We start from the raw sequence: 22,722 nt of genomic DNA, 5'->3' as shown, positions 1-22,722 counted from the left end.
GGCGTCAAGCGGGTTTTTCGCGCCCCCCTTGCCAAAAGGGCGCAGGCAGCGCACAGAGGGGCGAAACGGGAGCATGCGATGAAGAAACCGTCTTGGGTGATCGATAAAGAACGTGCCAAGCGCGCGGCGGCCGCGGAAACGCTGTGGCTGTTTGGTTTGCATGCGGTGCGTGATGCGCTGATGAACCCGGCCCGTGAAAAACTGCGACTTGTCTTGACCAAGAACGCCTCTGACAAGCTCGGCGAAGCGATTGCTGCGGGGGGGCTTGAGCCCGAAATCGTTGATCCGCGCAAGTTTGATACGCATGTACCGCTCGGGCCTGATCAGGTGCACCAAGGCGCAGCGCTGGAGGTCAAACCGCTTGATTGGGGCAAATTGGGCGATGTCGCGCTGCAAGGGGCTGGTGCGCCGCTCGTTGTGTTGCTTGATCGTGTCACCGACCCGCATAACGTGGGCGCGATTTTGCGCTCGGCCGAGGTGTTTGGCGCGCGCGCGGTTGTGGCACCGCATCGCCATTCCGCCCCCGAAACCGGAGCTTTGGCCAAAACCGCCTCGGGCGCGCTGGAACGCCAGCCCTATTTGCGGGTGGTGAATTTGGCCGATGCGATGCGCGAGCTGCAAGATATGGGCTATGTGCTTTTGGGGCTGGCTGGCGAGGCTGAGATGAGCTTGGCCGAGGGGCTGGCACAGGCAGGCACGCGGCCGATTGGCTTGGTGCTGGGCGCCGAGGGCCCGGGGCTACGCGAAAAGACCCGCGAAACCTGCGATATGCTGGTGCGCATCCCGTTTGCCACCGACTTCGGCTCGCTCAACGTGTCAAACGCAGCGGCGATTTCGCTTTATGCGGCGGCGCAAGGGGCGTGATCACGAAAGGGCGATTGGAGCCTTTTCTTGCCCTGCGACCCTTTAACACGCCTTTTACATACCTATGTCTGGATGGTGAGGCGCGGCTAGGAACCGCCGCGCTGACGTCACTGTCCCTCGTTCCGCACTTTCGCGCCCGGACCCATAGTGGTTCGGGCGTTTTTTCTTTGGCCAAGGAAAACGACCATGAATGACGCCGATCTGCGCGAAATCTTTCAAGAAACCAAGGTGATCGCCGTCATTGGCTTTTCGGCCAACCCCAATCGCCCCTCGCATGAGGTGGCCGCTTGGCTGCAAAGCCGGGGCTACCGGGTGATTCCCGTCAATCCGGGGCTCGCTGGGCAAATGCAGCTTGGGGAATTGGTCTACGCCGATCTCACCGCGATTCCACACGAGATTGCGGTGGATATGGTCGATATTTTTCGCGCGCCCGAGGCTGTGCCGGGGATTGTCGAGCAGGTTTTGACCGCGCGGGCCGAGGTGAAGACCATTTGGATGCAGTTGGGCGTTGTGCATGACGCTGCGGCAGAGGCCGCGCGCGCGGCTGGCAAGCGCGTGGTGATGGACCGTTGCCCCAAAATTGAGATGCCGCGTCTTGGGCTCTAACGTGACGTAGGGGGGCGTTGCCCCCCTCACCGGATCAGCCTTTGACGACCGCCGCCGCCTCGACAATCGCATCGGCGATAAAATCAAGCTCGGGGCGGGTGAGCCGTGCGGGCAGGCGCGTGTCGCAAGCGCGCATCAGCATCGCACGGGTTTTCGGCAGATCGGGCAGATCGCCCAAAAATTGCCAGTTCCAATAGGCGCGCGCATTGTCTTGCGAGAGCCCAAAGACCGAAACGCCCACGCCGCGGGTTTTGGTTTCGTCTTGCAACTGGCGCGCCTCGGCATCGGTCCACTCGCCCACAAGGTTGAATTGCAGGCTATCGGGCGCGCGGGTTTCGGGACCAAGCGGCGGCGGCACATCAAGCCACGGGCTCTCATTGAGTTTCGCGGCGACATAATCGTGGTTCGCCAACCCATCGCGTACGCGCCGCGCCACTTCACCCAATTGCGGGCGGATCACGGCGGCGGAGAGGTTTTGCATCCGGGTGTTGTAAAGCGGCAGCTTGTTTTGCCAATGCACAAAGCTGTTTTGCAGCCCCGGATGTTTCTTCCAGTTATGTTCATAAGCGCCCGACATGATAATCGCGCGCGCCGCCAGTTCCGGGTCATCCGTCACCAAAACGCCGCCTTCGCCCGCGTTCACCAGCTTATAGCTTTGGAAGCTGAAGCAGCCGATTTTGCCAATCGTGCCGATTTTCTCGCCATGCCAAAGCGTGCCAAGGCTATGCGCGGCATCTTCGATCACCGGCACGCCCTTGGCATTGGCCAGTTCCATGATCGCATCCATATCCGAGGTATGGCCGCGCATGTGAGAGATCATCACCGCGTCGATCGTGTCGTCAAACTTGGCGCGGAAATCCTCCAGATCAATGCGGAAGTTTTCGCCCACTTCGACCAGCACGGGCAAACAATCAGCGTGCACAATGGCCGAGGGCACAGCGGCAAAGGTGAAGGCCGGCACGAGCACCCGCGCGCCGCGCGGCAGATCCAGCGCCTTGAGCGACAGGAACAGCGCGGCGGAGCAGGAGGCGACGCAAACCGCGTAGCGCACCCCCATCAATTCGGCGAATTCGGCCTCAAGCTTCGCCACCGGCGCATTGTCAGAGGTGTAGCGGAACAGGTCTCCGCTTGCGAGCAACCGTTCGATCTCGGCACGGGCGGCTTCGGGGATCGGTTCGGCGTCGTAGCAGTTCGGGGCGGTCAATCCATCACGCGGCATGTTCAGCTTTCCTGAATGTGACATTCGGGAAAGCTTTAAAAGCTGCGCCGCTTCGGGCCAAGTGAAAGTTTGACGACGCGGCCAGAAGCCGCTTAAAGCCCGATCTTGTCGCGCAACGAAAACCAGCTCATTCCTGCGACCAAAAGCGGCCAACGCAAAGCGCCGCCGCCGGGGAAAGCGGGCTGGGGCAGGCGGGCCATCACGTCAAACCCGTCACCGGTTGCGGTGATTGCTTCGGCCATCAGCTTGCCCGCATGGAGCGCCAGCGCCACGCCATGCCCCGAATAGCCCGAGGCGGAAAGGCAATTGGGCGCAGGGCGATGAAAGCAGGGCATCCGGTTGACGGTGATCGCCAGCGTGCCGCCCCAAGCATGGGTGATTTTGACGCCCTTCAGTTGCGGGTAAATCTCTTCCAGCGGTTTGCGGACCTTGGCGGCAATATCGCGCGGGAAGCGATAGCTGACCGTTTCGCCGCCGCCAAAGATCAACCGGTCGTCATGGAGCCGCCAGTAATTGACCACGAATTTGAGATCATGCGCGGCGATATCGCGGGTAAAGACCTCTTTTGCGCGCGCCCCCAAGGGTTCAGTGGCGACGATGTAATTGTTGATCGGCATCACCCGCGCGGCGGTTTTAGGTTCCAACCGGTCAAGGTAGCCATTCGCGGCCAAGATCACCTGATCGGCGATCACATGGCCCTGTGCGGTCTCCACGCGGCTTGGGGTGTTGGCCGTTGCGCTGTGGATGATGTTTGTGACGGGCGCATTTTCATAAATCACCGCCCCTGCCGCCTCGGCCAAGCGTGCGACCCCGAGGCAAAGGTTGAGCGGATGCACATGGCCCGCGCCCTGATCCAAATCGCCGCCGATATAGACGGGGGAGGGGATAAGCGCTTGCGTCGCGGCCCTGTCCAGCGGTTCGATCTGGTCATAGCCATAGTGTTTGGCCAGATGCTCGGCCTCTTCATGCAGCCAACGTACCTCTGAGGCTTTGCGCCCGGTATGGGCGATGCCGCGATGGGTCGGTACGCCTGCTTCGTCGGCCAAGGCATAGGTCAGCGCTTTCGCCTCTTCCGCCATGCCCCAAAGCCGCCGAGCGACCTCTTGCCCCGCCATTTTCTCGAGCGTCGCCATATCAAGCCGCTGACCCGAGCCGATTTGCCCGCCATTGCGGCCCGATGCGCCAAAGCCCGCGCGATGCGCCTCAAGCACCACGACACGCCGACCCGCCCGCGCCAAATGCAAAGCGGCGGAAAGCCCGGTGTAGCCTGCTCCCACCACGCAAACATCGGCGCGGGTTTCGCCCTTCAAGCTGGAGCGTTCAGGGGCCGGATCACGGGTTTCGGCATAGAAACTTGCCGGATACTGCCCGGCGCGGTCATTGGCGAAGAGCAGGTTCATGGATCACACATTGAGCAGAAGATGCTCACGCTCCCACGGGCTGATGACCTGCAAGAACTCCTTGTATTCATTGCGCTTCACCGCCTCGTAGACGGTGCAGAATTCCACCCCGAGTACCTCGCGCACCGGCGCGCTATCGGCAAAAATATCAAGCGCATCGCCAAGGTTATAGGGCAGGTCGCTGTCGCCCATATAGGCATCGCCCAAACATTCGGGGCTGGGCATTTTCTTCTCTTTCAGCCCGATGTAACCGCAGGCGAGCGAGGCGGCGAGGCCAAGGTAAGGGTTGCAATCCATCCCGGCGAGCCGGTTTTCCAGCCGCCGCGCCTCGGGGCTGGAAATCGGCACGCGCAGCCCGGTGGTGCGGTTGTCGCGGCCCCATTCAAGGTTGATCGGCGCGGCAAAGTCCGGGATGTAGCGCCGATAGCTGTTCACATAGGGGGCCAGCAGCGCGACTACGGCGGGCAGGTGCGTTTGCATCCCGGCGATGAAATGCAAGAAGGCCTCGCTTTCGCCACCATCGGGGTTGGAGAAAATGTTCTGCCCGGTTTCCATGTCGATCACCGATTGGTGGATATGCATGGCCGAGCCCGGCTCACCCTCGATCGGCTTGGCCATGAAGGTGGCAAAGCAATCGTGGCGCAGCGCGGCCTCGCGGATCAGCCGTTTGAAATAAAAGATCTGATCGGCGAGTGCGACCGGGTCGCCATGCGCCAAGTTGATCTCGACCTGACCCGCGCCGCCTTCTTGCAAGATACCATCAATCTCAAAGCCTTGCGCTTCGGCAAAGTCGTAGATGTCGTCGATAACCTTGCCATATTCATCGACCGCCGACATCGAATAGGCCTGTTTGCCGGCGGCGCGCCGCCCTGAGCGGCCCATCGGCGGGATGATCGGCTGGTTCGGGTCGAGGTTGCGCGCAACTAGAAAGAACTCCATCTCCGGCGCAACAATCGGCTTGAGCCCTTCGGCCTCATAAAGGCTTACGATCCGCTTGAGCACGTTGCGCGGGGCCACGGGCACGGGGTTGCCCTGTTGGTCGTTTACATCATGGATCACTTGCAGGGTGATGTCGTTGGTCCAAGGCGCGGCCGAGGTGGTGGACCAATCCGGGGTCAGCACCATATCCGGTTCGGTGAAGGCGCCCATCGGGTTGTCGGCCCATTCGCCGGTGATCGTTTGTAGATAGATCGAGTTCGGCAGGTAGAACCGATCTTGAAAGGCGAATTTTGAGGCGGGCATCGCCTTGCCACGAGCCACGCCCGCAATATCGGCGACGATACACTCCACCTCATCCAAGCGGCGGCCTTCAATGTAATCTTGCGCGGCTTGCGGGATGAGATCGGTCCAATGGGTAGAAATCTGAGACATGTCTTTCGCTTTCCGGAAATGAGGAGGGGGGCGGACAGTCAGTCTGTAGGGTCGGGCATCAGCCGGGCGAGCGGGTCGCCTTCTGCCATCAGCCCCGCGCGCACGCCTGCGCGGTCAGCGGTCGTGCGGTTTTGCGACAGCTTCAGCTTGCCCTCCATCGCGGTGATCGCGATTTCAAGCCCGGTGATGCCGCGCAGTTGCGCGGTGATAAACTCGGGCGGCGCATCAGAGACTGCCCAAGGTTCGGTACGTTCGGCTTCTTGGGTTGTGGTCAGCGCGGCGATTTGGTCGCGCAAGAACGCTTCATTGGTGATCAGCCGCGCCGTGCCGCGCACCTGCACCATGGCGTAATTCCATGTGGGTACGACCCGGTGATGCTCTGCCTTGGTCGGATACCAACTGGGGGAGACGTAAGCCTCGCCGGGTTGAAAAACCACGAGCACCTGCGGTGCGGCGGCCAGTTCGGCCAGTTGCGGGTTCGCCTTGGCCAGATGCGCGCGCAACACCTGCCCGGTCTCGGTTTCCACCAATTGAAAGGGCACGGGCCCCGCCATGATCCCGCCCGGACCGGAACTGATCAAAAGCCCTAAAGGATACGCGGCAATCAGCGCGCTCAGCGCCCCCGCATCGGTTTCGGCAAAGGCGGGTAGGCGATACATGCTAGCCCTGCCTTTGAAAGAAGGCCGCGATCCGGGCGGCGATGGCTTGCGAGTCATTGCCTTGGCCCAGTTTTTCGCGCGCCTCGGCCATAAGTGAATCGGGTACAACGCCGGGGCCGCGGGTGGTCATCAGCCCGTCCACGAAATCATCTTTGAATTCAGGGTGGGCTTGCACGCTAAAGGCGGTATCGCCGTAGACCAGCGCGGCATTGGCGCAAAAGTCGTTGCAGGCAATCACCTTTGCCCCATCGGGAAGCTTGGTCACCTGATCGCGGTGCCACGCGTTCAGCGTGATGGCTTCGCCACCGAAATCATAGCTTTGCGGCCCTACGGCCCAGCCCCCTTCATAGCGTTCGACCTTGCCGCCCATCGCTTGCGCAATGATCTGATGGCCAAAGCAAATCCCGACCAAGGGGATATGCGCGGCCATTACCTTGCGGATGAAATCTTCCAGCGGGGGGATGAAGGCATGGTCTTCATAGGCCCCATGGCGCGAGCCGGTGATCAGCCAGCCATCGCATTCTTGCAGATCGTTGGGGAACTGCATCTGCTCAACATTATAGGTGACCAGATTAAACCCATAGGGCGCCAAAAGCGCCACGAACATATCGGGGTAGTCACCCGCTGCCTCCCGCAGTGGTTCGGGAGATTGGCCTGTTTGCAGGATACCGATGCGCATGGGGGTCTCGTGATTGGATAGGGGAAAGGTAGCCCCGCGACAGGCGCGGAGCAAGGGGCAGGCCGGTTGGTCCGGTTCTTGATGGGCTTAGACGGTGTCGAGGTAAAGCTCGGTTTGCTCTTCCTCAGAGAGTTCGGCCATGTAGTGCAGCTCTTGGCGCTTGGTCATCAGGAAGTTCTCGATCAACTCTTCCTCGAACACACGGCGGATGATCGGGCAATTGGCAAAGCTGTTAATCGCCATATTCCATGTCGCGGGGAGCTGCGGCAGGCCAAGCGAATAGGCATTGCCGATGATCGGGTCTTCCGGGGTCATTTCATCTTCAATGCCCACCAGCGCCGCCCCCAAGATCGCCGCAATCATCAGATAGGGGTTCACATCGCCCCCTGCCACGCGATGCTCAATCCGCCGTGCGGCGGGGCCAGAGGCCGGAATGCGCAAAGCGGCGGTGCGGTTTTCATAGGCCCATCCGATCCCGGTGGGCGCATGGGCATTGGGCACCAGCCGGGTGAAGCTGTTTTGGTGCGGGGCAAAGACGAGCGTTGAGCCCGGCAGCGCCTCAAGGCAGCCCGCCACCGCTTGGCGCAGCGCATCCGAACCTTTGTCTGAGCCATCGTTGAAGATGTTCTCGCCCGTTTCATCCAAGATCGAGAAATGGGTGTGCATGCCGTTGCCGGCCCACATGTCATAGGGCTTCGCCATGAAGCTTGCGGCAAAGCCATGCTGACGGGCGAGCCCTTTCACCAGCATTTTGAAAAGCCATGTATCATCGGCCGCCTTAAGCGGGTCCGCCTGATGCATGAGGTTGATCTCAAACTGCCCCGGCCCCGCCTCGGAAATCGCCGTATCGGCTGGGATGTCCATCGCCTCGCAAGCTTCATAAAGCTTGGTGAAGAACACATCGAACGCATCCAGCGCGCGCAGGCTAAGCGTTTCCCCACCCGAGCGGCGTTTGCCCGAGCGGGGCGAGGGCGGCACGCGCAGAGTTTTGCCGGAATCGTCGATCAAGAAAAACTCAAGCTCGGTCGCCACCACCGGGCGCAGCCCCTGTGCGGCATAGCGATCCACCACGCGGGCTAGCGCTTGGCGCGGGTCACCCGCATAGGGCCGCCCATCCATATGGTGCATCCAGATCGGCAAAAGGGCAGTGGGTGCCTCAAGCCACGGCATCGGCAGGAAGCCGCGTTCTGTCGGCAGCAAAAGACCGTCGCAATCGCCCGTTTCAAAAACGAGCGGGCTTTCTTCGATATCCTCGCCCCAGATGTCGAGGTTCATCACCGAGAAGGGAAAGCGTGTCCCCTCACTGAAGACCTTGCTTGCAAACCGCGCCGGGACCCGTTTGCCCCGCGCCACCCCGTTTAAATCTGCCGCAGCCACACGAATGGTGCGTACCTCGGGGTGTTCCTTGAGCCAGTCCATGTCTCACCTGATGATTTGCGGCCTGATCCTCAGCTTGGGGCGGTGTTGGCCCGGAAGGTGGCGGTTCAGACGGCGGTTGATGATCCCAAACAGCCCGATCAGCGTCAGTGTCACCAAGATGAAGTAGAAGGCGGTGATCGGGTAGGGGATGAAGGGGTTGAAGGTCTTATCCGCAAAGAACTTCGCGTAATAGAGCGCATCGCCGCGTTGCTGGAAGGCGGGAAAGCCCGAGAAGTAAACCAGCGTCGTGGCGTGAAAGAGAAAGATCGCTTCGTTGGTATAAGAGGGCCAGGCGAGCCGCAGCATCGTTGGCCAAAGCACGCGGCGGAACTTGCTCCAGCCGGTGAGGCCATAGGCATCGGCTGCCTCGATATCGCCTTTCGGGACGCTTTGCAGCGCGCCATAGAAGATTTCAGCCGAATAGGCCGAGGTGTTGAGGAACAGCACAAAGAGTGCGCCGGCCCAAGCCTTGGTCGTCCATGCGGTTTCAATGGTGATGCCAAAGACATCAATGCCCGCTTTGGGCAGCATCACCAGCAATTCATACGCCAAGAAAAACTGGATGAAGAGCGGCGAGCCACGGAACACAAAGATGAACAGTTCCGCCGGGCGGCGCAGCACAGCGCTGGGGGCTGCTTTGGCCAGCGCGAGCCCGGTGGCGAAGAAGAAGCCAAACAGAAGCGCCAGCGTGCCAAAGTAGATGTTCCAGATCAGACCAGAGCCGATCAGCGTGAACTCATGGCACAGCGTAAAATCGGTGCGCGGCAGCAGGCGTTCGCCATAGCCAAGCGAGCGAAACGCGTAATCCGCAATAATCTGGGTGCAGCTATCGCTCATACCGCGGCCTTCCGTTGTGCTTCGCCTGCCATCGTGGCCTGCCCTTTGGAGAGCCGCGCCGAAAGCCGATCCAGCACCCGTTCCGAGAGTTTCGTCATGCCAAGATAGAAGACCAAAAGCGCCAGCACATACCACACGCGCCAATCTGGGTGCGGGTAGTCATAAAGCTGCGATTTCGTCGCCCCCAATTCGCGCGCCCAATAGACGATGTCTTCAACGCCGAGCAGGAACAAAAGCGGCGTGGCCTTGATCAGGATCATCCAAAGGTTGGAAAGCCCCGGCAGCGCATAGGTCCACATTTGCGGAATAAGCACGCGGCGGCGCACCTGCGCGGGCGACATGCCATAGGCTTCGGCGGTTTCCAGCTGCGCGCGCGGCACCGCATTCATCGCACCGTAAAGCACGTTCGCGGCAAAGGCGCCAAAGACGATCGAAAAGGCGATCACGGCCAGCGTAAAGCCATAAACCTCGTGCCAGATTTGGGGCGAGGTGGAGAGCGGCAGTTTCGCGGCGGCGCAAACGCTGAATTCGTTATTGGCCCAAACGGGCGTGCCATCATGCGGGCATTTATAGAGATAGCGCAGATATTCGAGCCCTTGGTCCATCACCACCGGCACGAAGAGGAAGAACACGATATCGGGGATCCCGCGCACCATCGCGGTATAGGCTTTGCCAAACCAGCGCAGCGGCAAGACGGGCGAGCGCGCGGCAATCGCCCCGCCAAAGCCAAAGGCAAGCGCCACAGGGGCGACGATGGCCATCAGGGCCAGCACCACAAAGAATGAGCTATAAAACGCAAGGTGCTTGCCTGTGGTCAGGTAGCACAGCAGCCAAGACAGGCCTTCGAGGGTTTTGGGATCAGCGCAGGTATCGAACATCGTGCCTAAAGGGGGGCGCGAGGTTTCCCTCGCGCCCTCTCAAATCAGAAGGTGGCGGCTTCGTCGCCGAACCATTTGACGATCATCTCGTTGAGCGAGCCGTCGGCTTTCATTTCCGAGATCACGGCGTTGAATTTCTCTTTCAACTCGGTGTCGGATTTGCGCAGGCCGATGCCGATGCCGCCGCCGAGCGGTACATCATCGCCGCTCCAAACCAGATCGCCGCCTTCGGTGACGAAGGGCGCGAGCGCGTCTTTATCGGCGAAGACCGCATCCGCTTCGCCGTTTTTCACGGCCGCGACGGTGTCATCAAGCGTGTCGAATTCCAAAAGGGTCGCGCCCGATTTGGCAACGTAATCGGCTTGGATCGTGCCCACTTGCGCGGCAACCACGCCACCCATCAGGTCAGCATCGGCCGAGGCGGCTGCATAAGCCGAAGCTGCCGGCGGATAGTAGTTTTGCGTGAAGTCGATCACTTCTTGGCGTTCATCGGTGATGCTCATGCCCGCGATGATCGTGTCATAGTTGCCCGAAAGCAGGTTCGGGATGATGCTGTCCCAGTCATTGGTGACCCATTCGCAGGTCAGACCGGCTTTTTCGCACAGCGCATCGCCCAGTTCGCGCTCGAAACCGTCCACTTCATTCTTGTCGTTGATGAAGTTGTAGGGAGGGTAGGCACCCTCGGTGCCCATACGGACAACGTCGTTGGCAAAGGCGGTGCCCGCGGTCAGCGCAAGCGCGGCAGCGGTCAGGATCAGCTTCTTCATGGCTCTCTCCAAAGTTGGGGTCTTCACTCAGGCCGGCGCGGTGGCCGACAGGAATTGTTGCAGGCGCTCCGATTTGGGCGCGCCAAAAAGGGTTTCGGGCGGGCCTTCCTCTTCGATCAGGCCCTGATGCAGAAACACGACATGGTCAGACACTTCTGCGGCCAAGCGCATGTCATGGGTCACAAGGATCATCGTGCGATGTTCGGCGGCAAGGTCTTTGATCACCTTCACCACTTCTTGCTGTAATTCGGGGTCAAGCGCGGAGGTTGGCTCATCAAACAATAGCGCTTCGGGCTGCATGCACAGCGCGCGCGCAATCGCGGCGCGTTGCTGCTGGCCCCCCGAAAGCTGCGCGGGCCAGTTATCGGCTTTGTCGCCAATGCCGACCTTTGCCAATAGGCTGCGCGCGAGCGGCTCCACCTCGGCGGGTTTGCGGCCCAGCACTGTGACAGGCGCCTCCATGACGTTTTGCAAGATCGTCATGTGGCTCCACAGGTTGAACTGCTGAAACACCATCGAAAGATTGGTGCGAAACCGAGTGACCTGCGCGCGGTCAGCGGGGCGGCGGGCCAGCCCCGCGCCTTGCCAGCGCACGGGTTCGCCCGCAAAGATGACCTCGCCTTGCTGGCTGTCTTCCAGCAGGTTGCAGCAGCGCAAAAGGGTGGATTTGCCCGAACCCGAAGAGCCAATGAGCGAGACCACATGGCCCTTTTCGGCCCGGATCGACACGCCCTTGAGCACCTCTAGGGGCCCATAGCTTTTGTGCAGGTTGCGGATTTCAATGACGGGGGCAGTTTGGGTCACGGGGTCTGTCACGGCTCGGCTTCTGTTTGTCCGGTCGGTCAACTTGGCGCGATTTTTGAGCCGAATGCAACGGCGAGTTGGTCTTTCCCCAAGGGTAAGCGCCAAAAGGACAGGCAAGCGCCGCAACTTTAGGCGCTGAACGATGGTTCAGCCGCGCGCCGCCACCACCCGTTGGCGCGCCAAGCCCGAATCGCGATCATTGACGCCAAGCAGATTGGCGGCGAGCCGGATCAGCGCATCTTCTTCGGGGGCGCGTTCATTATCGGCCAAGGCGACGTCCCAAAGCGCCTCAATCACGCCGATTCGGTCCTCATAGGCGATCTTTTCCTTGAGCGCGCGTGTGAAGCGCACCGTGTCGGGGGCCTCTGCCTCTGCGGCCTCGGCGCGTTCGCGCAAAGCCGTCGCTTCGCCATGGCCTAGCCCGCGCCGCGTCGCCAGGACCTGCTCGATATGTTGGCGTTCATCGGCGCCATAATGGTTGTCAGAGCGGGCCAGCCGCACCAAAAGCGCCGCCAGCGCCAGTTCGGCATCTTCCGCCGTGAGCGGATCATGATGCGGTTGCGGGTCGGCCAGAAGGCTGGAGAGGAATTTGAGCATGGCCTCAGTTTAGCGTCTGCAAAGGCCGGGACAAGGCCAGCTCCGATCAGAACCTTGCGATACCGACCATTGGATGCCTTGTCGCTTATGGCGCTGCCGGGCTATTGTGGCGGCGAAGGGATGTTGCATGACAAAGGAAACGAGCACGATCCGCAAAGGCCGTAAGTTCGATCAGGTGATCGAAGGGGCGCGTAAGGTTTTCTTGCGCGACGGATTCGAGGGCGCCTCGGTCGACGACATCGCGCGCGAGGCGGGCGTGTCGAAGGCAACGCTCTACAGCTATTTCCCGGATAAACGTCTTTTGTTTATGGCCATCGCCACGGGGGAATGCGAACGCCAAGCCGATGAGGCGGTGGAGTTTATCTACGCTGATGAAAAGCCGGTGGCGCAGGTGCTGCGCTATGCGGCTGGCGCAATCATTGATTATCTGCGCTCCGATCTGGGGCGACAGACCTATCGGCTTTGCGTGGCGGAAAGCGACCGGTTCCCGGAATTGGGGCAACAGTTCTATGCCTCGGGGCCGCAATTGGTCCGCGCGCGTCTGGTGGAATATCTCAAAACCGCCGTGGCGCGGGGCGAGTTGGTGATTGAAGACTATGCCTTGGCGGCGGATCAATTTTCCGAACTGTGCAAGGTTGAAATCCACAATTGCCTTGTCTGCGGTGTGATCCATGAGGTGACGGACGAAAGCCGCCACCGGATCATTGAGGGCGCGGTCGAAATGTTCTTGGCGCGTTACGGCGTGCGCGGCTGAAACCTCTGATTGGCTTGAGCGTTTATGGCCTCGGCGCTTGCCGGGGCCTTTTCTATGTTGGGGGCGCATGTGAGACGCCGCAGCCTACAAACAAAAACGCGCCCCGAAGGGCGCGTTTTCTTATCTCAGGCTCGGGAACGGCTTAGTGGCGTTTGCCTTTGTAGGGCGCCCAGAGCCGTTTGTTGGTCAGATAGAGCAGCACGGTCATCAGGCCGAGCAGCAGAACCGCCACGAAGCCCATTTGTTTGCGCGCCATCATCTTCGGTTCGGCAGCCCACATCAGGAAGGCCGAGACGTCATAGGCCATCTGTTCGATGGTGGCCGGGGTGCCGTCTTCGTACTCCACTTGATCCTCCACGAGCGGCGGGGGCATTTGCGCCCAGCTACCATGGGTGATCTTCACGCCATTGGCGTCCTTACAGCTGTCCGGCACGCCGCCAACTTGGAAGGTGTGGTTGTAGTAGTAGCCGTCGATCCCATCCGGAGCACATTCCGGGTTTTCTTCGAAGCCGATGATGTAGTTGTAGAGGTATTCCGGACCGCCCATGCCTTTGAAGAGCTGGTTCAGGCCGAGGCCGTTCGGGCCCATAAAGCCCGCACGCGCTTTCGCCATCACCGAGAGGTCCGGGCCCATGCCGTCACCAACACGTTCGGGGAACATGTCGGATTCTTTACGGTCACGTTCCTCGTCGGTTTCCGGGTCCAGCACACCGTCCAAGCCAGCGGCGTATTCACGCACGAAGGCCGGGTCGAGTTGCGGGCCGCCATCATCGGCGAGTGTGCGGATCGGCACGAATTTCATGCCGTGGCAGGCCGAGCAGACTTCCGAGTAGACTTGGAAGCCACGACGCAGTTGGTCCACATCATAGGTGCCGAACGGACCTTCGAAGCTGAAAGCAACGTCAGGCACGTTGTGGTCGACGGCCATCGCACCACCAGCGCTAAGCATCAGCGCGGAAGCAGCAGAGATCAGAAGCTTTTTCATGATTTCAGTCCTCTTCTCTCACTCGGCCGGATTGCCGTAATGGCTGTTGTAATCTTCCTCAATCGTCGCCGGCATCGGCGTCGGTTTTTCGATCGCGCCAAGCAGCGGCAGGATCACAAGGAAATACGCGAACCAGTAGGTCGCCCCGATCAGCGAGATCCAGTCATACGGGAACTCGGTCGGCATCGCCCCCACCCAAGTAAGCAGGATGAAGTCGCCAACCAGCAGCCAGAACCACAGTTTGAACTTCGGACGATAGGAGCCCGAGCGGACTTTTGAGGTGTCGAGCCACGGGGCCAGCGCCATCGCGATGATCGCGCCGAACATCGCGATAACACCGAACAGTTTGGCGTCAACGACGCCGAAGGTGATCCCGTCAACCAGAGCCACAGCCCAAACGTCGGCGGTGAAGGCGCGCAAGATCGCGTAGAACGGCAGGAAGTACCATTCCGGCACGATGTGTGCAGGCGTCGAAAGCGGGTTCGCTTGGATGTAGTTATCCGGGTGGCCAAGGTAGTTCGGCATGTAAGCCACGACCGCGAAGAACACGACCATCACCAGCGCCAGCGCGAACAGATCTTTGATCACGAAGTAGGGCCAGAAGGGCAGGGTGTCTTTTTCGACTTCTTCTTTCGAACCGCGACGCACTTCAACACCGGTCGGGTTGTTGTTGCCCGTGGTGTGGAACGCCCAGATGTGCAGCGCGACCATAGCCACGATCACGAAGGGCAGCAGATAGTGCAGCGAGAAGAAGCGGTTAAGCGTAGCGTTGTCGACCGCCGGCCCACCGAGCAGCCATTCTTGCACGCCAGGGCCAAAGCCCGGGAACGCACCGAAGAGGCCGGTGATAACGGTGGCGCCCCAGAAGGACATTTGCCCCCACGGAAGCACGTAGCCCATGAACGCGGTGCCCATCATCAGCAGGTAGATAACCATACCGATGACCCAGGTGATTTCGCGCGGCGCCTTGTAGGAGCCGTAGTAGAGACCACGAAAAATGTGGATATAGACCGCCAAGAAGAACAGCGAAGCGCCGTTGGCGTGGATGTAACGCAGCGCCCAGCCGCCGTTCACGTCGCGCATGATGTGCTCGACCGAGGCGAAAGCCAGATCAACATGCGGGGTGTAGTGCATCGCCAGCACGATGCCGGTGACGATTTGCAGCACCAGCGTGAAGGCAAGGACGATCCCCCAGATCCACCACCAGTTCAGGTTCTTCGGCGTGGGGATCATAATGGTGTCGTAAATCAGGCTGACAATCGGCATACGATCATGCAGCCACTTTTCGATGCCCGTTCTGGGCTCGTAATGGTCGTGCGGAATTCCGGACATGTGTCTTCCCCTCAGCCCAGCTTGATGGTGGTGTCGTCGACGAAGGCCGCCAGCGGGATATCAAGGTTCCGCGGCGCCGGGCCCTTGCGGATACGGCCAGCAGAGTCGTAGTGCGAGCCGTGGCAGGGGCAGAACCAGCCACCGAAATCACCCGAAGCGCCGCCCATCGGCACGCAGCCGAGGTGGGTGCAAACGCCGATCATCACCAGCCATTCGCCGGCTTCGTCCAGCGTGCGGTTTTGGTCGGTCGCTTCCGCGCCGGGTTTGTTGGCGTTTTCAGCCGATTTGTCGCGCAGCGACGAAACCGGGACCGAACGCGCAAGGTCGATGTCTTTTTGATCGCGGCGACGAATGAACACCGGCTTGCCGCGCCATTTCACGGTCAGCTGGGTGCCCACTTCAACGCTCGACACGTCAACGAAAATCGACGCGAGCGCTTTAACGTCTGCTGAAGCGTTCATTTGGTTGATCAGCGGCCAAACGGCCGCGCCCGCCACCACGACACCCGTCGCGGCGGTAGCATGATAGAGGAAATCCCTCCGAGTGCCTTCGTAGTCTTCTGCGTGGGACACGAGTCTTCTCCCTTCCCGAGCCTGGATTTCAAGCCGATGCGCCGTTGCAGGCCGCTTCTGGGGGCGGCCTGCCATGCGTTCCGTTTAACGCCGACGCCCTTGTCAGTCCAGCAGACAATCACAATGGGGTGAGGCGAAAAGCCGCAACTTCCCCCGATTCGCGCTTTTTTGTCGCTGCCTCATGGGGTTGGCTTGGCGCGTGTTGCCGTTTTAGTGGTCAGTCCGGTGCGAGCATATACCCGGCACCACGCACTGTCTGCAGGTAGCGCGGTTCGCGCGGATCGGGCTCGATCTTGCGCCGCAAGCGGGTAATCTGAACGTCCACCGCGCGGTCGCCCGCCCCTTCTTCCGAACTGGCGGAGCGATCCCGGCCCAATTCGTCAATCAGATCGGCGCGGCTGATCACTTCGCCCGAATGCGCCGCAAAAATCCGCATCAGCGCGGCCTCGGTCGCGGTGAGCCGCACTGCGGCATCCCCTTGCCACAACTCGCCCCGCTCAATCTCATAGCGCAGCGGACCCAGCCCCAAAAACTTCGGGCCAGAGGCGGTGGTTTCCGGCACGCGACGCAAGATCGCATTGATTCGCAACAATAATTCTTTGGGCTCAAAGGGTTTGGGCAGATAGTCGTCCGCGCCTGCCTCGAGCCCCTCGATCCGGTCGCGGGTCTCGCCGCGCGCGGTCAAAAGCAGGATCGGGGTCGACATTTTCGCGCGCAGATCGCGCGTCAGGCTCAGCCCGTCTTCGCCCGGCATCATCACGTCCAGCACGATCAGGTTGAATTCGAGCCCGGCGAGCAGCTTGCGCGCATGCGCCGCATCGCGTGCGGCAGTCACCAAAAAGCCATTGCGCGCCAAGAACTTGTGCAAGAGCCCCCGGATTCGTTCGTCATCATCGACGATCAGCAAATGTGGCGCATTGGCGCTCATGCTTCATCCTTCAGCATCTGGTAGTGACGGTGCAGATCAGGGTCCATCATCGCCTCAAGCACCTGCCGGAACCCGGCCACCGCTTGTGGCCCTGCGGCACGATAGGCCGCCCGCATCCGCCCGCGCTGCGCTTTTGAAAGCTCATGCTCCAACTCCGCGCCAGCCTCGGTCAGGTAAAGGTTGCGCTCGCGCTTGTCGCGGTTGCCCACCCGGCTCTCTACCAGCCCATCCTCAATCAAGGTTCGCAGCACCCGGTTCAAGCTTTGCTTGGTGACGCCCAGAACGGAAATGAGCGTTGTCACCGTCAGACCGGGTTCGCGATTGATGAAGTGGATCGCGCGGTGATGTGCGCGCCCATAATTGTGCTTCTCCAGAATCCGGTCCGGATCGGCGGTAAAGCCACGATAAGCAAAGAACATCGCCTCGATGCCTTTGCGCAATTGTTCGTCGGTCAGAAACAGGAGCGTTTCGCCCCCAGATGCCCCGGTCTCGGCCATGTGATCCTCGCTTTTGATCCTTTTAGGGCAGTCTTGTTGACTTTCCAAGAATCAATTGTTACCGAGACCGGGAAGTTGCGCAACTTTCTGACCTGTTCTGGCCCGTTTGGCGCAACTTATGACAATTTGGGCTCAAGGAGGGCAGCATGGACGGCGCATATGATGATCGTGATGGTAAGATCTGGATGGATGGGGAAATGGTCGAATGGCGCGATGCCAAGGTCCATATCCTGACCCATGCGCTGCATTACGCCTCGTCGGTGTTCGAGGGCGAACGCTGCTACAATGGCAAGATCTTCAAAGGGGTGGAGCATTCCGAACGGCTGCGCAAATCGGCGCAACTGCTGGATATGGAAGTCCCCTACTCGGTCGAAGAGATCGAAGCCGCGAAATACGCGATGCTGGAAGCCAATGGCTGGAAAGACGCCTATGTGCGCGCCGTGGCATGGCGTGGCGCGGGCGAAGATATGGGCGTTTCGGCGCGCAAAAACCCGGTGCGCATGGCGATCGCGGGTTGGGAATGGGGCAACTATTATGGCGATGCGAAGATGAAGGGCGCCAAGCTCGACATCTCCAAATGGCGTCGCCCTGATCCGCACACCATTCCGTCGGCGGCCAAGGCGGCGGGTCTTTACATGATCTGCACCATGTCAAAACACGCCGCCGAGGCGAAAGGGTGCTCGGACGCGCTGATGATGGACTATCGCGGCTATGTCGCCGAGGCGACCGGGGCGAACGTCTTCTTCGTCAAGAACGGCGAAGTGCACACGCCGCTTCCGGATTGCTTCCTCAACGGCATCACCCGCCAAACGGTGATCGCCATGCTGAAGGAAAAAGGGATCACCGTCCACGAACGCCATATCGAGCCCGTGGAACTGGCGGGTTTCGAGCAATGCTGGCTCACCGGCACGGCCGCCGAAGTCACCCCGGTGGGTCAAATCGGGGACTTCCACTTTGAGGTGGGCGCACTTACCCGCGATATCGCGGAAAGCTACGAGAAACTCGTGCGCGCCTAAGCGGCTGGCCGCTGATCAGCCCCTTTCGGGGTCGCAAAGGCGAAATTTGCTACGGGGGCACGCCAGAGGCGTGCCCTTCTCCCATTTCGGCCCACCCTTGGCAGTGCGGGCCGATCTTCCTGCGAGGTCCGATTTGGGTCGGATCAGTCTTCCGCCTTGGCTTCTTCGCGCGCGATGCGCACAAATTCCCGCACTTTCGCGCCGGAACGATCTTCCGGGCGTTGGCTCAGTTCTTCCACGGCGGGATGCACGCCTGCTTTGCGGTCCATATCCACATATTGGGCGGTGCGGGTGCCTTCAGCCTTTGGCTCGGCATGGTCGATGATGTGACGGGTCATGTCTGCCTCCTTCAGCTTCATCTTTGACAGATTAGCACCGAATCGGACCTACGTCATTGCTCTGGGTCATATTGGGCCGACAAATCGTTGCGAGACGACTCAGCCCTGCGGCGTGACCGCTTTACGCGCCCGCTTGCGCTCCAGCCCCAGCCGATGTTCGCGCCAGATGATCATTACGCCCGCGAAAATGATCAGGCCCGCGCCGCCCAGCATCCAAAGCGTGGGCACTTCGTCAAAGAACCAATAGCCGATCCCCAGCGCAAACAGCATCGAGACATAGTCAAATGGCGCGACGATCGAGGCATCGGCGAAGCGGTAAGACGAGGTCAGGAAGATCTGCCCCAAGCCCCCCAAAAGCCCGCAAGAAATCAGCAAAATCGCTTCGCGTGGGCCGGGCATCACCCAGCCAAAGGGCAAGCTAATCAACGACAGCCCCGCCGAGGTGATGGTGAACCAAAACACAATTGCCGAGGTGCGCTCGGTGGCGACCATTTTGCGGATGAACACTTGCGCCAGCGCGGCAAAGGTCGCCCCCATTACGGCAAGCACTGCGCCCAAAGCCTCTACCGGGTTATCGCCGCTCACACCGCCCAAACGAGGCCAGAGCACGATCAGCACACCTACCAACCCAAGGCTGACCGCCGAAAGCCGATAGGCGCGCACGTTCTCGCCCAAAAACATCGCCGCAAAGATCACCACCAAAAGGGGCGCGGTGTAGCCAAGCGCGGTGACCTCGGGCAGCGGTAGCAGTGCAATGGCGGCAAAGTTGAGCCCCATCGCCGTGGTGCCCGCGACGCCGCGCCAAACATGGCCCATCGGGCTTTTGACCTTGAACCCCACGCGCAATTCACGCCGCCAGATCAGCCACGCCAAAATCACTGGCAGCGCGAAAAGCGAGCGGAAGAAGACCGTTTCGCCGGGCGGCACATGCGGGGCGACCGCTTTCACAAGGCTCGCCATCGCAATAAAAAAGAGAACCGACAGAACCTTGAGGGCAATACCGGTGACGGGGCTCGGCATCGGGGCCGGGCTGGAAGGGGCGGTTGGGCGCATGGCGCAAACCTAGCGATCCGCGCGCCGGGGGAAAGGGCTATTGCGGCGTTTTGCCCGCAAGGCAGCCATGCGCCCAGCGCGCGGCCTCTGCCACGGTTGGGTCCGGGTCGTCCAGAAGGGCCTGCACCGGGGGTAGAAGCGCTGCCAAGCCAGAATTGCCCGCCGCATAAAGCGCATTGCGGACCATTCGGTTGCGACCGATCCGCTTGATCGGGCTGCCCGCAAAGCGTGCGCGGAAGGCGGCGTCGTCAAGGGCGAGAAGCTCCGCCAGCGGCGGCGTGCCGTGGCGATGCGCATAGCCGATATCCTGCGCGGCAACGGCGAATTTGTTCCATGGACAGGCGGCGAGGCAATCATCACAGCCATAAATGCGGTTGCCCATCAGCGGGCGTAGGTCCGGGGCAACCGGTCCATGATGTTCGATGGTCAGATAAGAAATGCAGCGCCGCGCGTCGATCTGATAGGGCGCGGGAAAGGCCCCGGTGGGGCAGGCGTCCAAACAGGCGGTGCAAGATCCGCAATGGCTGACCTCGGGCGCGTCGGGTGGCAACTCAAGCGTGGTGAAGAGCGCGCCTAAAAACACCCAATTGCCCAGATCGCGCGCCAAAAGGTTGGTATGTTTGCCCTGCCAGCCCAAACCCGCCGCCTGCGCCAGCGGTTTTTCCATCACCGGGGCGGTGTCGACGAAAACCTTGATCTCGCAAGGCTCTTGCTCAATCAGCCAACGCCCCAACCGTTTTAGGCGGCGTTTCACAAGGTCATGGTAATCCTTGCCCTGCGCATAGACGGAAATCGCGCCGCCGTCTTTTACCTTGGTCGCGGCGCGCGGGTCTGTCTCGGGGCTATAGCTTTCCGCCAGCATAATGACAGAGCGCGCTTCGGGCCAAAGAGCGGCCGGATCGGCGCGCCAATGCATCCGCTCTTCCATCCAGCGCATTTGCCCGTGGTGCCCGGCCTCGACGAACCCGGTAAGCGCCTCTGGCAAATGCGGCACCGCATCGGGCCGGGTGATGCGCGCCTTGGCAAAACCCTCAAAAAGGGCGCGCTCTACCAGCCGTGTCTTCAGATCTTGCAGGTGCGCCTCCGCTGTGCCGTGCCGCTGATGCGCTTAAAAATCCAGTTCCGCATATTGCGGCGAGGGGGGCATGCCCGGCAATTGGTCTGCCAAAAGCGAGCGGAAGGCCGGGCGCGATTTGATTTTCGCATACCATTGCTTGACCACTTCCGAGCGATGCCAATCCACATCCGAGATGTAATCGAGGCAACTCATATGCGCGGCAGCGGAAAAATCGGCCAAGGTCATCACATCCCCCGCCAGCCAACGGCGCTGATCTAAAAGCCAGCCCATGTAATCAATGTGGAACTTGATCGCCGCCAAGCCTTCCTTGATCGTCTTGCTGTCGGGGTAGCCTTTTTTCTGCACCTTCTTCCAAACGCGCTCGCCCATCACCTTGGTGGTGACTTCGCTGTTGAACTTGTCATCAAACCACGCGCAGAGGCGGCGCACCTCATAGCGCGCCTCGGGGTCGCGCGGCATCAACTGCGGGTCGGGTACGATCTCGTCAATGTATTCGCAGATCGCCTGACTTTCGGAGAACAGCCGATTGTCATAGCGCAGCACGGGCACCTTGCCTGCGGGGTTGCGGCGCGTGAATTCGGTGCTTTTCTCCCAGTAACGCTCTTCGACCAGTTCCACTTCGATCTTCTTTTCCGCCAAAGTCAGGCGGACCTTGCGGCAAAAGGGCGAAAGGGCAACGTGATAAAGGCGGTTCATCTGCAACATCCAAAACAGCTTTTCCCCCTGATACCGAGGGGGGCGAGGTGGATCAATGCTTCTTGAGAAGGGGTTAACCCTCCCTTTTGGGTTTGCGCGCCTTTGGCTTGGGCATGGGGAGATGGGTTTCCATCAATGAAATCAGCCCCCAAAGCCAATCGCCATCTTCCCATTGATCGGCGCTGATCCGGAAATGTGGCTTCGCCCCTTTGTAGGGCGGGGCTTCTTCGGGCGCGCCCAAATAGGCGGCCGCCTCGGGCAATTGCTTCACAAAGAGCGTGTCATCGCAAATGAGCGCGACCATCTTGCCGCCCGCATAGACCCCATATTCGCCAAACATCTTGCGCGCGGTCACGCCACGCCCCTCAAGCTGCTCCAGAAAGAAAGAGATGGTTTCAGCGCTTGTGGCCATCACAAAGCCCGTCGGGCGCGCAGCGCCGCAGAAATTGTGCCATCATCAAGATAGTCCAGCTCGCCGCCAATCGGCACGCCTTGCGCCAGCGAGGTCACACTGGCCCCGGTGCGCTCCAGCGCTTCGGCAATATAATGCGCGGTGGTTTGGCCTTCGACCGTGGCATTGAGCGCCAAGATCACCTCGGTCACATGCTCCGCTTGCACCCGCTCGACCAATCGTGGAATGCCCAGTTCTTCCGGCCCCACGGCATCCAGCGCGGAAAGCGTGCCGCCCAAAACATGATAGCGGCCTTTGAACGCGCCACCGCGCTCCATGGCCCAAAGGTCGGCCACATCTTCCACAACGCAAATCTCGCCAGTGGCGCGGGCGGGGTTTTCGCAAATCTCGCAAGTGCCGCCCACGGCGATATTGCCGCAAACCGGGCAATCGCGCGCGGTTTCGGCGACGCGGGCCAGCGCCGCCGCCAAAGGGGCCATCTGTCCCTCCCGGCGGCGCAGCAAATGCAAGACGGCACGCCGCGCAGAGCGGGGGCCAAGCCCCGGCAGCCGCGCCATCAGCGCGATCAGCGCCTCGATCTCGTCGCGGCCCCCGCCAGCCCCCAGGCTCATCTTAGCCCGGGAAGTTCATATCAGCGGGCAGGCCCAGATCGCCCATCAGCTTGCGCTGTTCTTCACCGGCTTTGTCTTGCGCGCGGGCTTGCGCGTCTTTCACGGCGGCGATGATCAGATCTTCGACCACTTCCTTTTCCGAAGGCACAAAGATCGACGGATCAATTTCAAGCCCGGTCAACTCGCCCTTGGCGGTGACGCGCGCCTTGACCAAACCGCCACCGGCCTCGCCTTCCACGATCATCCGGCCAAGCTCGTCTTGCAGTTGCAGCATCCGCTCCTGCATTTCCTTGGCGGCTTTCATCATTTTGGCCATGTCACCCAACTGGCCCAAACCCTTCAGCATTACT

27 protein-coding genes are annotated in these 22,722 nt (G+C 60.7%); 4 read left to right on the top strand and 23 right to left on the bottom strand.

Annotated features, from left to right (window positions below; all coding sequences use genetic code 11):
- Positions 1-78: 78 nt before the first annotated feature.
- Positions 79-864 (top strand): 23S rRNA (guanosine(2251)-2'-O)-methyltransferase RlmB, encoded by a 786-nt coding sequence (gene rlmB, locus BW967_RS10465; protein WP_076485011.1) that lies wholly within the window; start codon positions 79-81, stop codon positions 862-864.
- A gap of 186 nt (positions 865-1,050) precedes the next feature.
- Positions 1,051-1,470 (top strand): CoA-binding protein, encoded by a 420-nt coding sequence (locus BW967_RS10460; RefSeq protein WP_076485010.1) that lies wholly within the window; start codon positions 1,051-1,053, stop codon positions 1,468-1,470.
- A 34-nt stretch (positions 1,471-1,504) separates the two neighbouring features.
- On the opposite strand, the gene BW967_RS10455 is transcribed toward BW967_RS10460, so the two are convergent.
- The 11 genes from BW967_RS10455 to BW967_RS10405 all read right to left on the bottom strand — a co-directional run bounded on the left by BW967_RS10455 (position 1,505) and on the right by BW967_RS10405 (position 12,100).
- Positions 1,505-2,689, bottom strand: a complete 1,185-nt coding sequence (locus BW967_RS10455; RefSeq protein ID WP_076485009.1) for a DegT/DnrJ/EryC1/StrS family aminotransferase — start codon at positions 2,687-2,689, stop codon at positions 1,505-1,507.
- 92 nt (positions 2,690-2,781) lie between these two features.
- The gene (locus tag BW967_RS10450) at positions 2,782-4,089 is read right to left on the bottom strand and encodes an NAD(P)/FAD-dependent oxidoreductase (RefSeq protein WP_076485008.1); all 1,308 of its coding nucleotides are present in this window, start codon (positions 4,087-4,089) and stop codon (positions 2,782-2,784) included.
- A gap of 3 nt (positions 4,090-4,092) precedes the next feature.
- Entirely contained in the window at positions 4,093-5,460 is a 1,368-nt protein-coding gene (locus BW967_RS10445) for a glutamine synthetase family protein (RefSeq protein ID WP_076485007.1), read from the bottom strand.
- Positions 5,461-5,498: 38 nt separating this feature from the next.
- Complete coding sequence (locus tag BW967_RS10440; RefSeq protein ID WP_076485006.1) at positions 5,499-6,119, bottom strand: FMN-binding negative transcriptional regulator; 621 nt, start codon at positions 6,117-6,119, stop codon at positions 5,499-5,501.
- 1 nt (position 6,120) lies between these two features.
- Complete coding sequence (locus BW967_RS10435; RefSeq protein ID WP_076485005.1) at positions 6,121-6,798, bottom strand: type 1 glutamine amidotransferase; 678 nt, start codon at positions 6,796-6,798, stop codon at positions 6,121-6,123.
- Between the two features lie 87 nt (positions 6,799-6,885).
- On the bottom strand, positions 6,886-8,217 hold the full coding sequence (locus BW967_RS10430) for a glutamine synthetase family protein (RefSeq protein ID WP_076485004.1): 1,332 nt from the start codon (positions 8,215-8,217) through the stop codon (positions 6,886-6,888).
- Between the two features lie 3 nt (positions 8,218-8,220).
- Entirely contained in the window at positions 8,221-9,054 is an 834-nt protein-coding gene (locus tag BW967_RS10425; RefSeq protein WP_076485003.1) for an ABC transporter permease, read from the bottom strand.
- On the bottom strand, positions 9,051-9,932 hold the full coding sequence (locus BW967_RS10420) for an ABC transporter permease (protein WP_076485002.1): 882 nt from the start codon (positions 9,930-9,932) through the stop codon (positions 9,051-9,053). Before BW967_RS10420 ends, BW967_RS10425 begins: the two co-directional genes overlap by 4 nt.
- Positions 9,933-9,976: 44 nt before the next feature.
- Entirely contained in the window at positions 9,977-10,699 is a 723-nt protein-coding gene (locus tag BW967_RS10415) for a transporter substrate-binding domain-containing protein (protein ID WP_076485001.1), read from the bottom strand.
- Positions 10,700-10,726: 27 nt separating this feature from the next.
- A complete protein-coding gene (locus BW967_RS10410) occupies positions 10,727-11,515 on the bottom strand; it encodes an ABC transporter ATP-binding protein (protein WP_076485000.1) in 789 nt (262 codons plus the stop codon).
- Positions 11,516-11,650: 135 nt separating this feature from the next.
- Complete coding sequence (locus BW967_RS10405; RefSeq protein ID WP_076484999.1) at positions 11,651-12,100, bottom strand: tellurite resistance TerB family protein; 450 nt, start codon at positions 12,098-12,100, stop codon at positions 11,651-11,653.
- 127 nt (positions 12,101-12,227) lie between these two features.
- Between BW967_RS10405 and BW967_RS10400 the strand changes: the two genes are divergently transcribed.
- Positions 12,228-12,854, top strand: coding sequence for a TetR/AcrR family transcriptional regulator (locus BW967_RS10400; RefSeq protein WP_076484998.1), 627 nt, complete (start codon positions 12,228-12,230; stop codon positions 12,852-12,854).
- Between the two features lie 142 nt (positions 12,855-12,996).
- Here the strand turns inward: BW967_RS10400 and BW967_RS10395 are convergent, their stop codons facing one another.
- The 5 genes from BW967_RS10395 to BW967_RS10375 form a co-directional block, all read right to left on the bottom strand.
- On the bottom strand, positions 12,997-13,839 hold the full coding sequence (locus BW967_RS10395; protein ID WP_076484997.1) for a cytochrome c1: 843 nt from the start codon (positions 13,837-13,839) through the stop codon (positions 12,997-12,999).
- 18 nt (positions 13,840-13,857) lie between these two features.
- Complete coding sequence (gene petB, locus BW967_RS10390) at positions 13,858-15,171, bottom strand: cytochrome b (RefSeq protein ID WP_076484996.1); 1,314 nt, start codon at positions 15,169-15,171, stop codon at positions 13,858-13,860.
- Between the two features lie 11 nt (positions 15,172-15,182).
- On the bottom strand, positions 15,183-15,743 hold the full coding sequence (gene petA / locus BW967_RS10385; protein WP_076484995.1) for a ubiquinol-cytochrome c reductase iron-sulfur subunit: 561 nt from the start codon (positions 15,741-15,743) through the stop codon (positions 15,183-15,185).
- Positions 15,744-15,960: 217 nt separating this feature from the next.
- Positions 15,961-16,671 carry a response regulator gene (locus BW967_RS10380; RefSeq protein ID WP_076484994.1) on the bottom strand — a complete coding sequence of 237 codons (711 nt, stop codon included), beginning with the start codon at positions 16,669-16,671 and terminating at the stop codon, positions 15,961-15,963.
- Positions 16,668-17,168: a MarR family winged helix-turn-helix transcriptional regulator gene (locus BW967_RS10375; protein WP_076484993.1), complete on the bottom strand. Its 501-nt coding sequence runs from the start codon at positions 17,166-17,168 to the stop codon at positions 16,668-16,670. Before BW967_RS10375 ends, BW967_RS10380 begins: the two co-directional genes overlap by 4 nt.
- A gap of 146 nt (positions 17,169-17,314) precedes the next feature.
- Here BW967_RS10375 and BW967_RS10370 point away from each other — a divergent pair, with 146 nt between their 5' ends.
- Positions 17,315-18,184 carry a branched-chain amino acid aminotransferase gene (locus tag BW967_RS10370; protein WP_076484992.1) on the top strand — a complete coding sequence of 290 codons (870 nt, stop codon included), beginning with the start codon at positions 17,315-17,317 and terminating at the stop codon, positions 18,182-18,184.
- Positions 18,185-18,327: 143 nt separating this feature from the next.
- Here BW967_RS10370 and BW967_RS10365 read toward each other — a convergent pair whose 3' ends face one another.
- The 7 genes from BW967_RS10365 to BW967_RS10335 all read right to left on the bottom strand — a co-directional run bounded on the left by BW967_RS10365 (position 18,328) and on the right by BW967_RS10335 (position 22,718).
- Complete coding sequence (locus BW967_RS10365; protein ID WP_076484991.1) at positions 18,328-18,522, bottom strand: hypothetical protein; 195 nt, start codon at positions 18,520-18,522, stop codon at positions 18,328-18,330.
- 99 nt (positions 18,523-18,621) lie between these two features.
- Positions 18,622-19,575, bottom strand: a complete 954-nt coding sequence (locus BW967_RS10360) for a DMT family transporter (RefSeq protein ID WP_076484990.1) — start codon at positions 19,573-19,575, stop codon at positions 18,622-18,624.
- A 37-nt stretch (positions 19,576-19,612) separates the two neighbouring features.
- Positions 19,613-20,650: a tRNA epoxyqueuosine(34) reductase QueG gene (queG, locus tag BW967_RS10355; RefSeq protein WP_076484989.1), complete on the bottom strand. Its 1,038-nt coding sequence runs from the start codon at positions 20,648-20,650 to the stop codon at positions 19,613-19,615.
- A gap of 33 nt (positions 20,651-20,683) precedes the next feature.
- Positions 20,684-21,349: an FtsZ-binding protein FzlA gene (gene fzlA / locus BW967_RS10350; RefSeq protein ID WP_076485054.1), complete on the bottom strand. Its 666-nt coding sequence runs from the start codon at positions 21,347-21,349 to the stop codon at positions 20,684-20,686.
- A gap of 73 nt (positions 21,350-21,422) precedes the next feature.
- Positions 21,423-21,761, bottom strand: coding sequence for a TfoX/Sxy family protein (locus tag BW967_RS10345; protein ID WP_076484988.1), 339 nt, complete (start codon positions 21,759-21,761; stop codon positions 21,423-21,425).
- A complete protein-coding gene (recR, locus tag BW967_RS10340; protein ID WP_076484987.1) occupies positions 21,761-22,372 on the bottom strand; it encodes a recombination mediator RecR in 612 nt (203 codons plus the stop codon). The genes BW967_RS10345 and recR overlap by 1 nt, the downstream gene beginning before the upstream one ends.
- Position 22,373: 1 nt before the next feature.
- Entirely contained in the window at positions 22,374-22,718 is a 345-nt protein-coding gene (locus BW967_RS10335; protein WP_076484986.1) for a YbaB/EbfC family nucleoid-associated protein, read from the bottom strand.
- Positions 22,719-22,722 lie beyond the last annotated feature (4 nt).

This window comes from Rhodobacter aestuarii (assembly GCF_900156655.1).
GTDB lineage: Bacteria > Pseudomonadota > Alphaproteobacteria > Rhodobacterales > Rhodobacteraceae > Rhodobacter > Rhodobacter aestuarii.
Note: the sequence above shows the minus strand (reverse complement) of the source record. Positions and strands in the feature narration are given on the sequence as shown.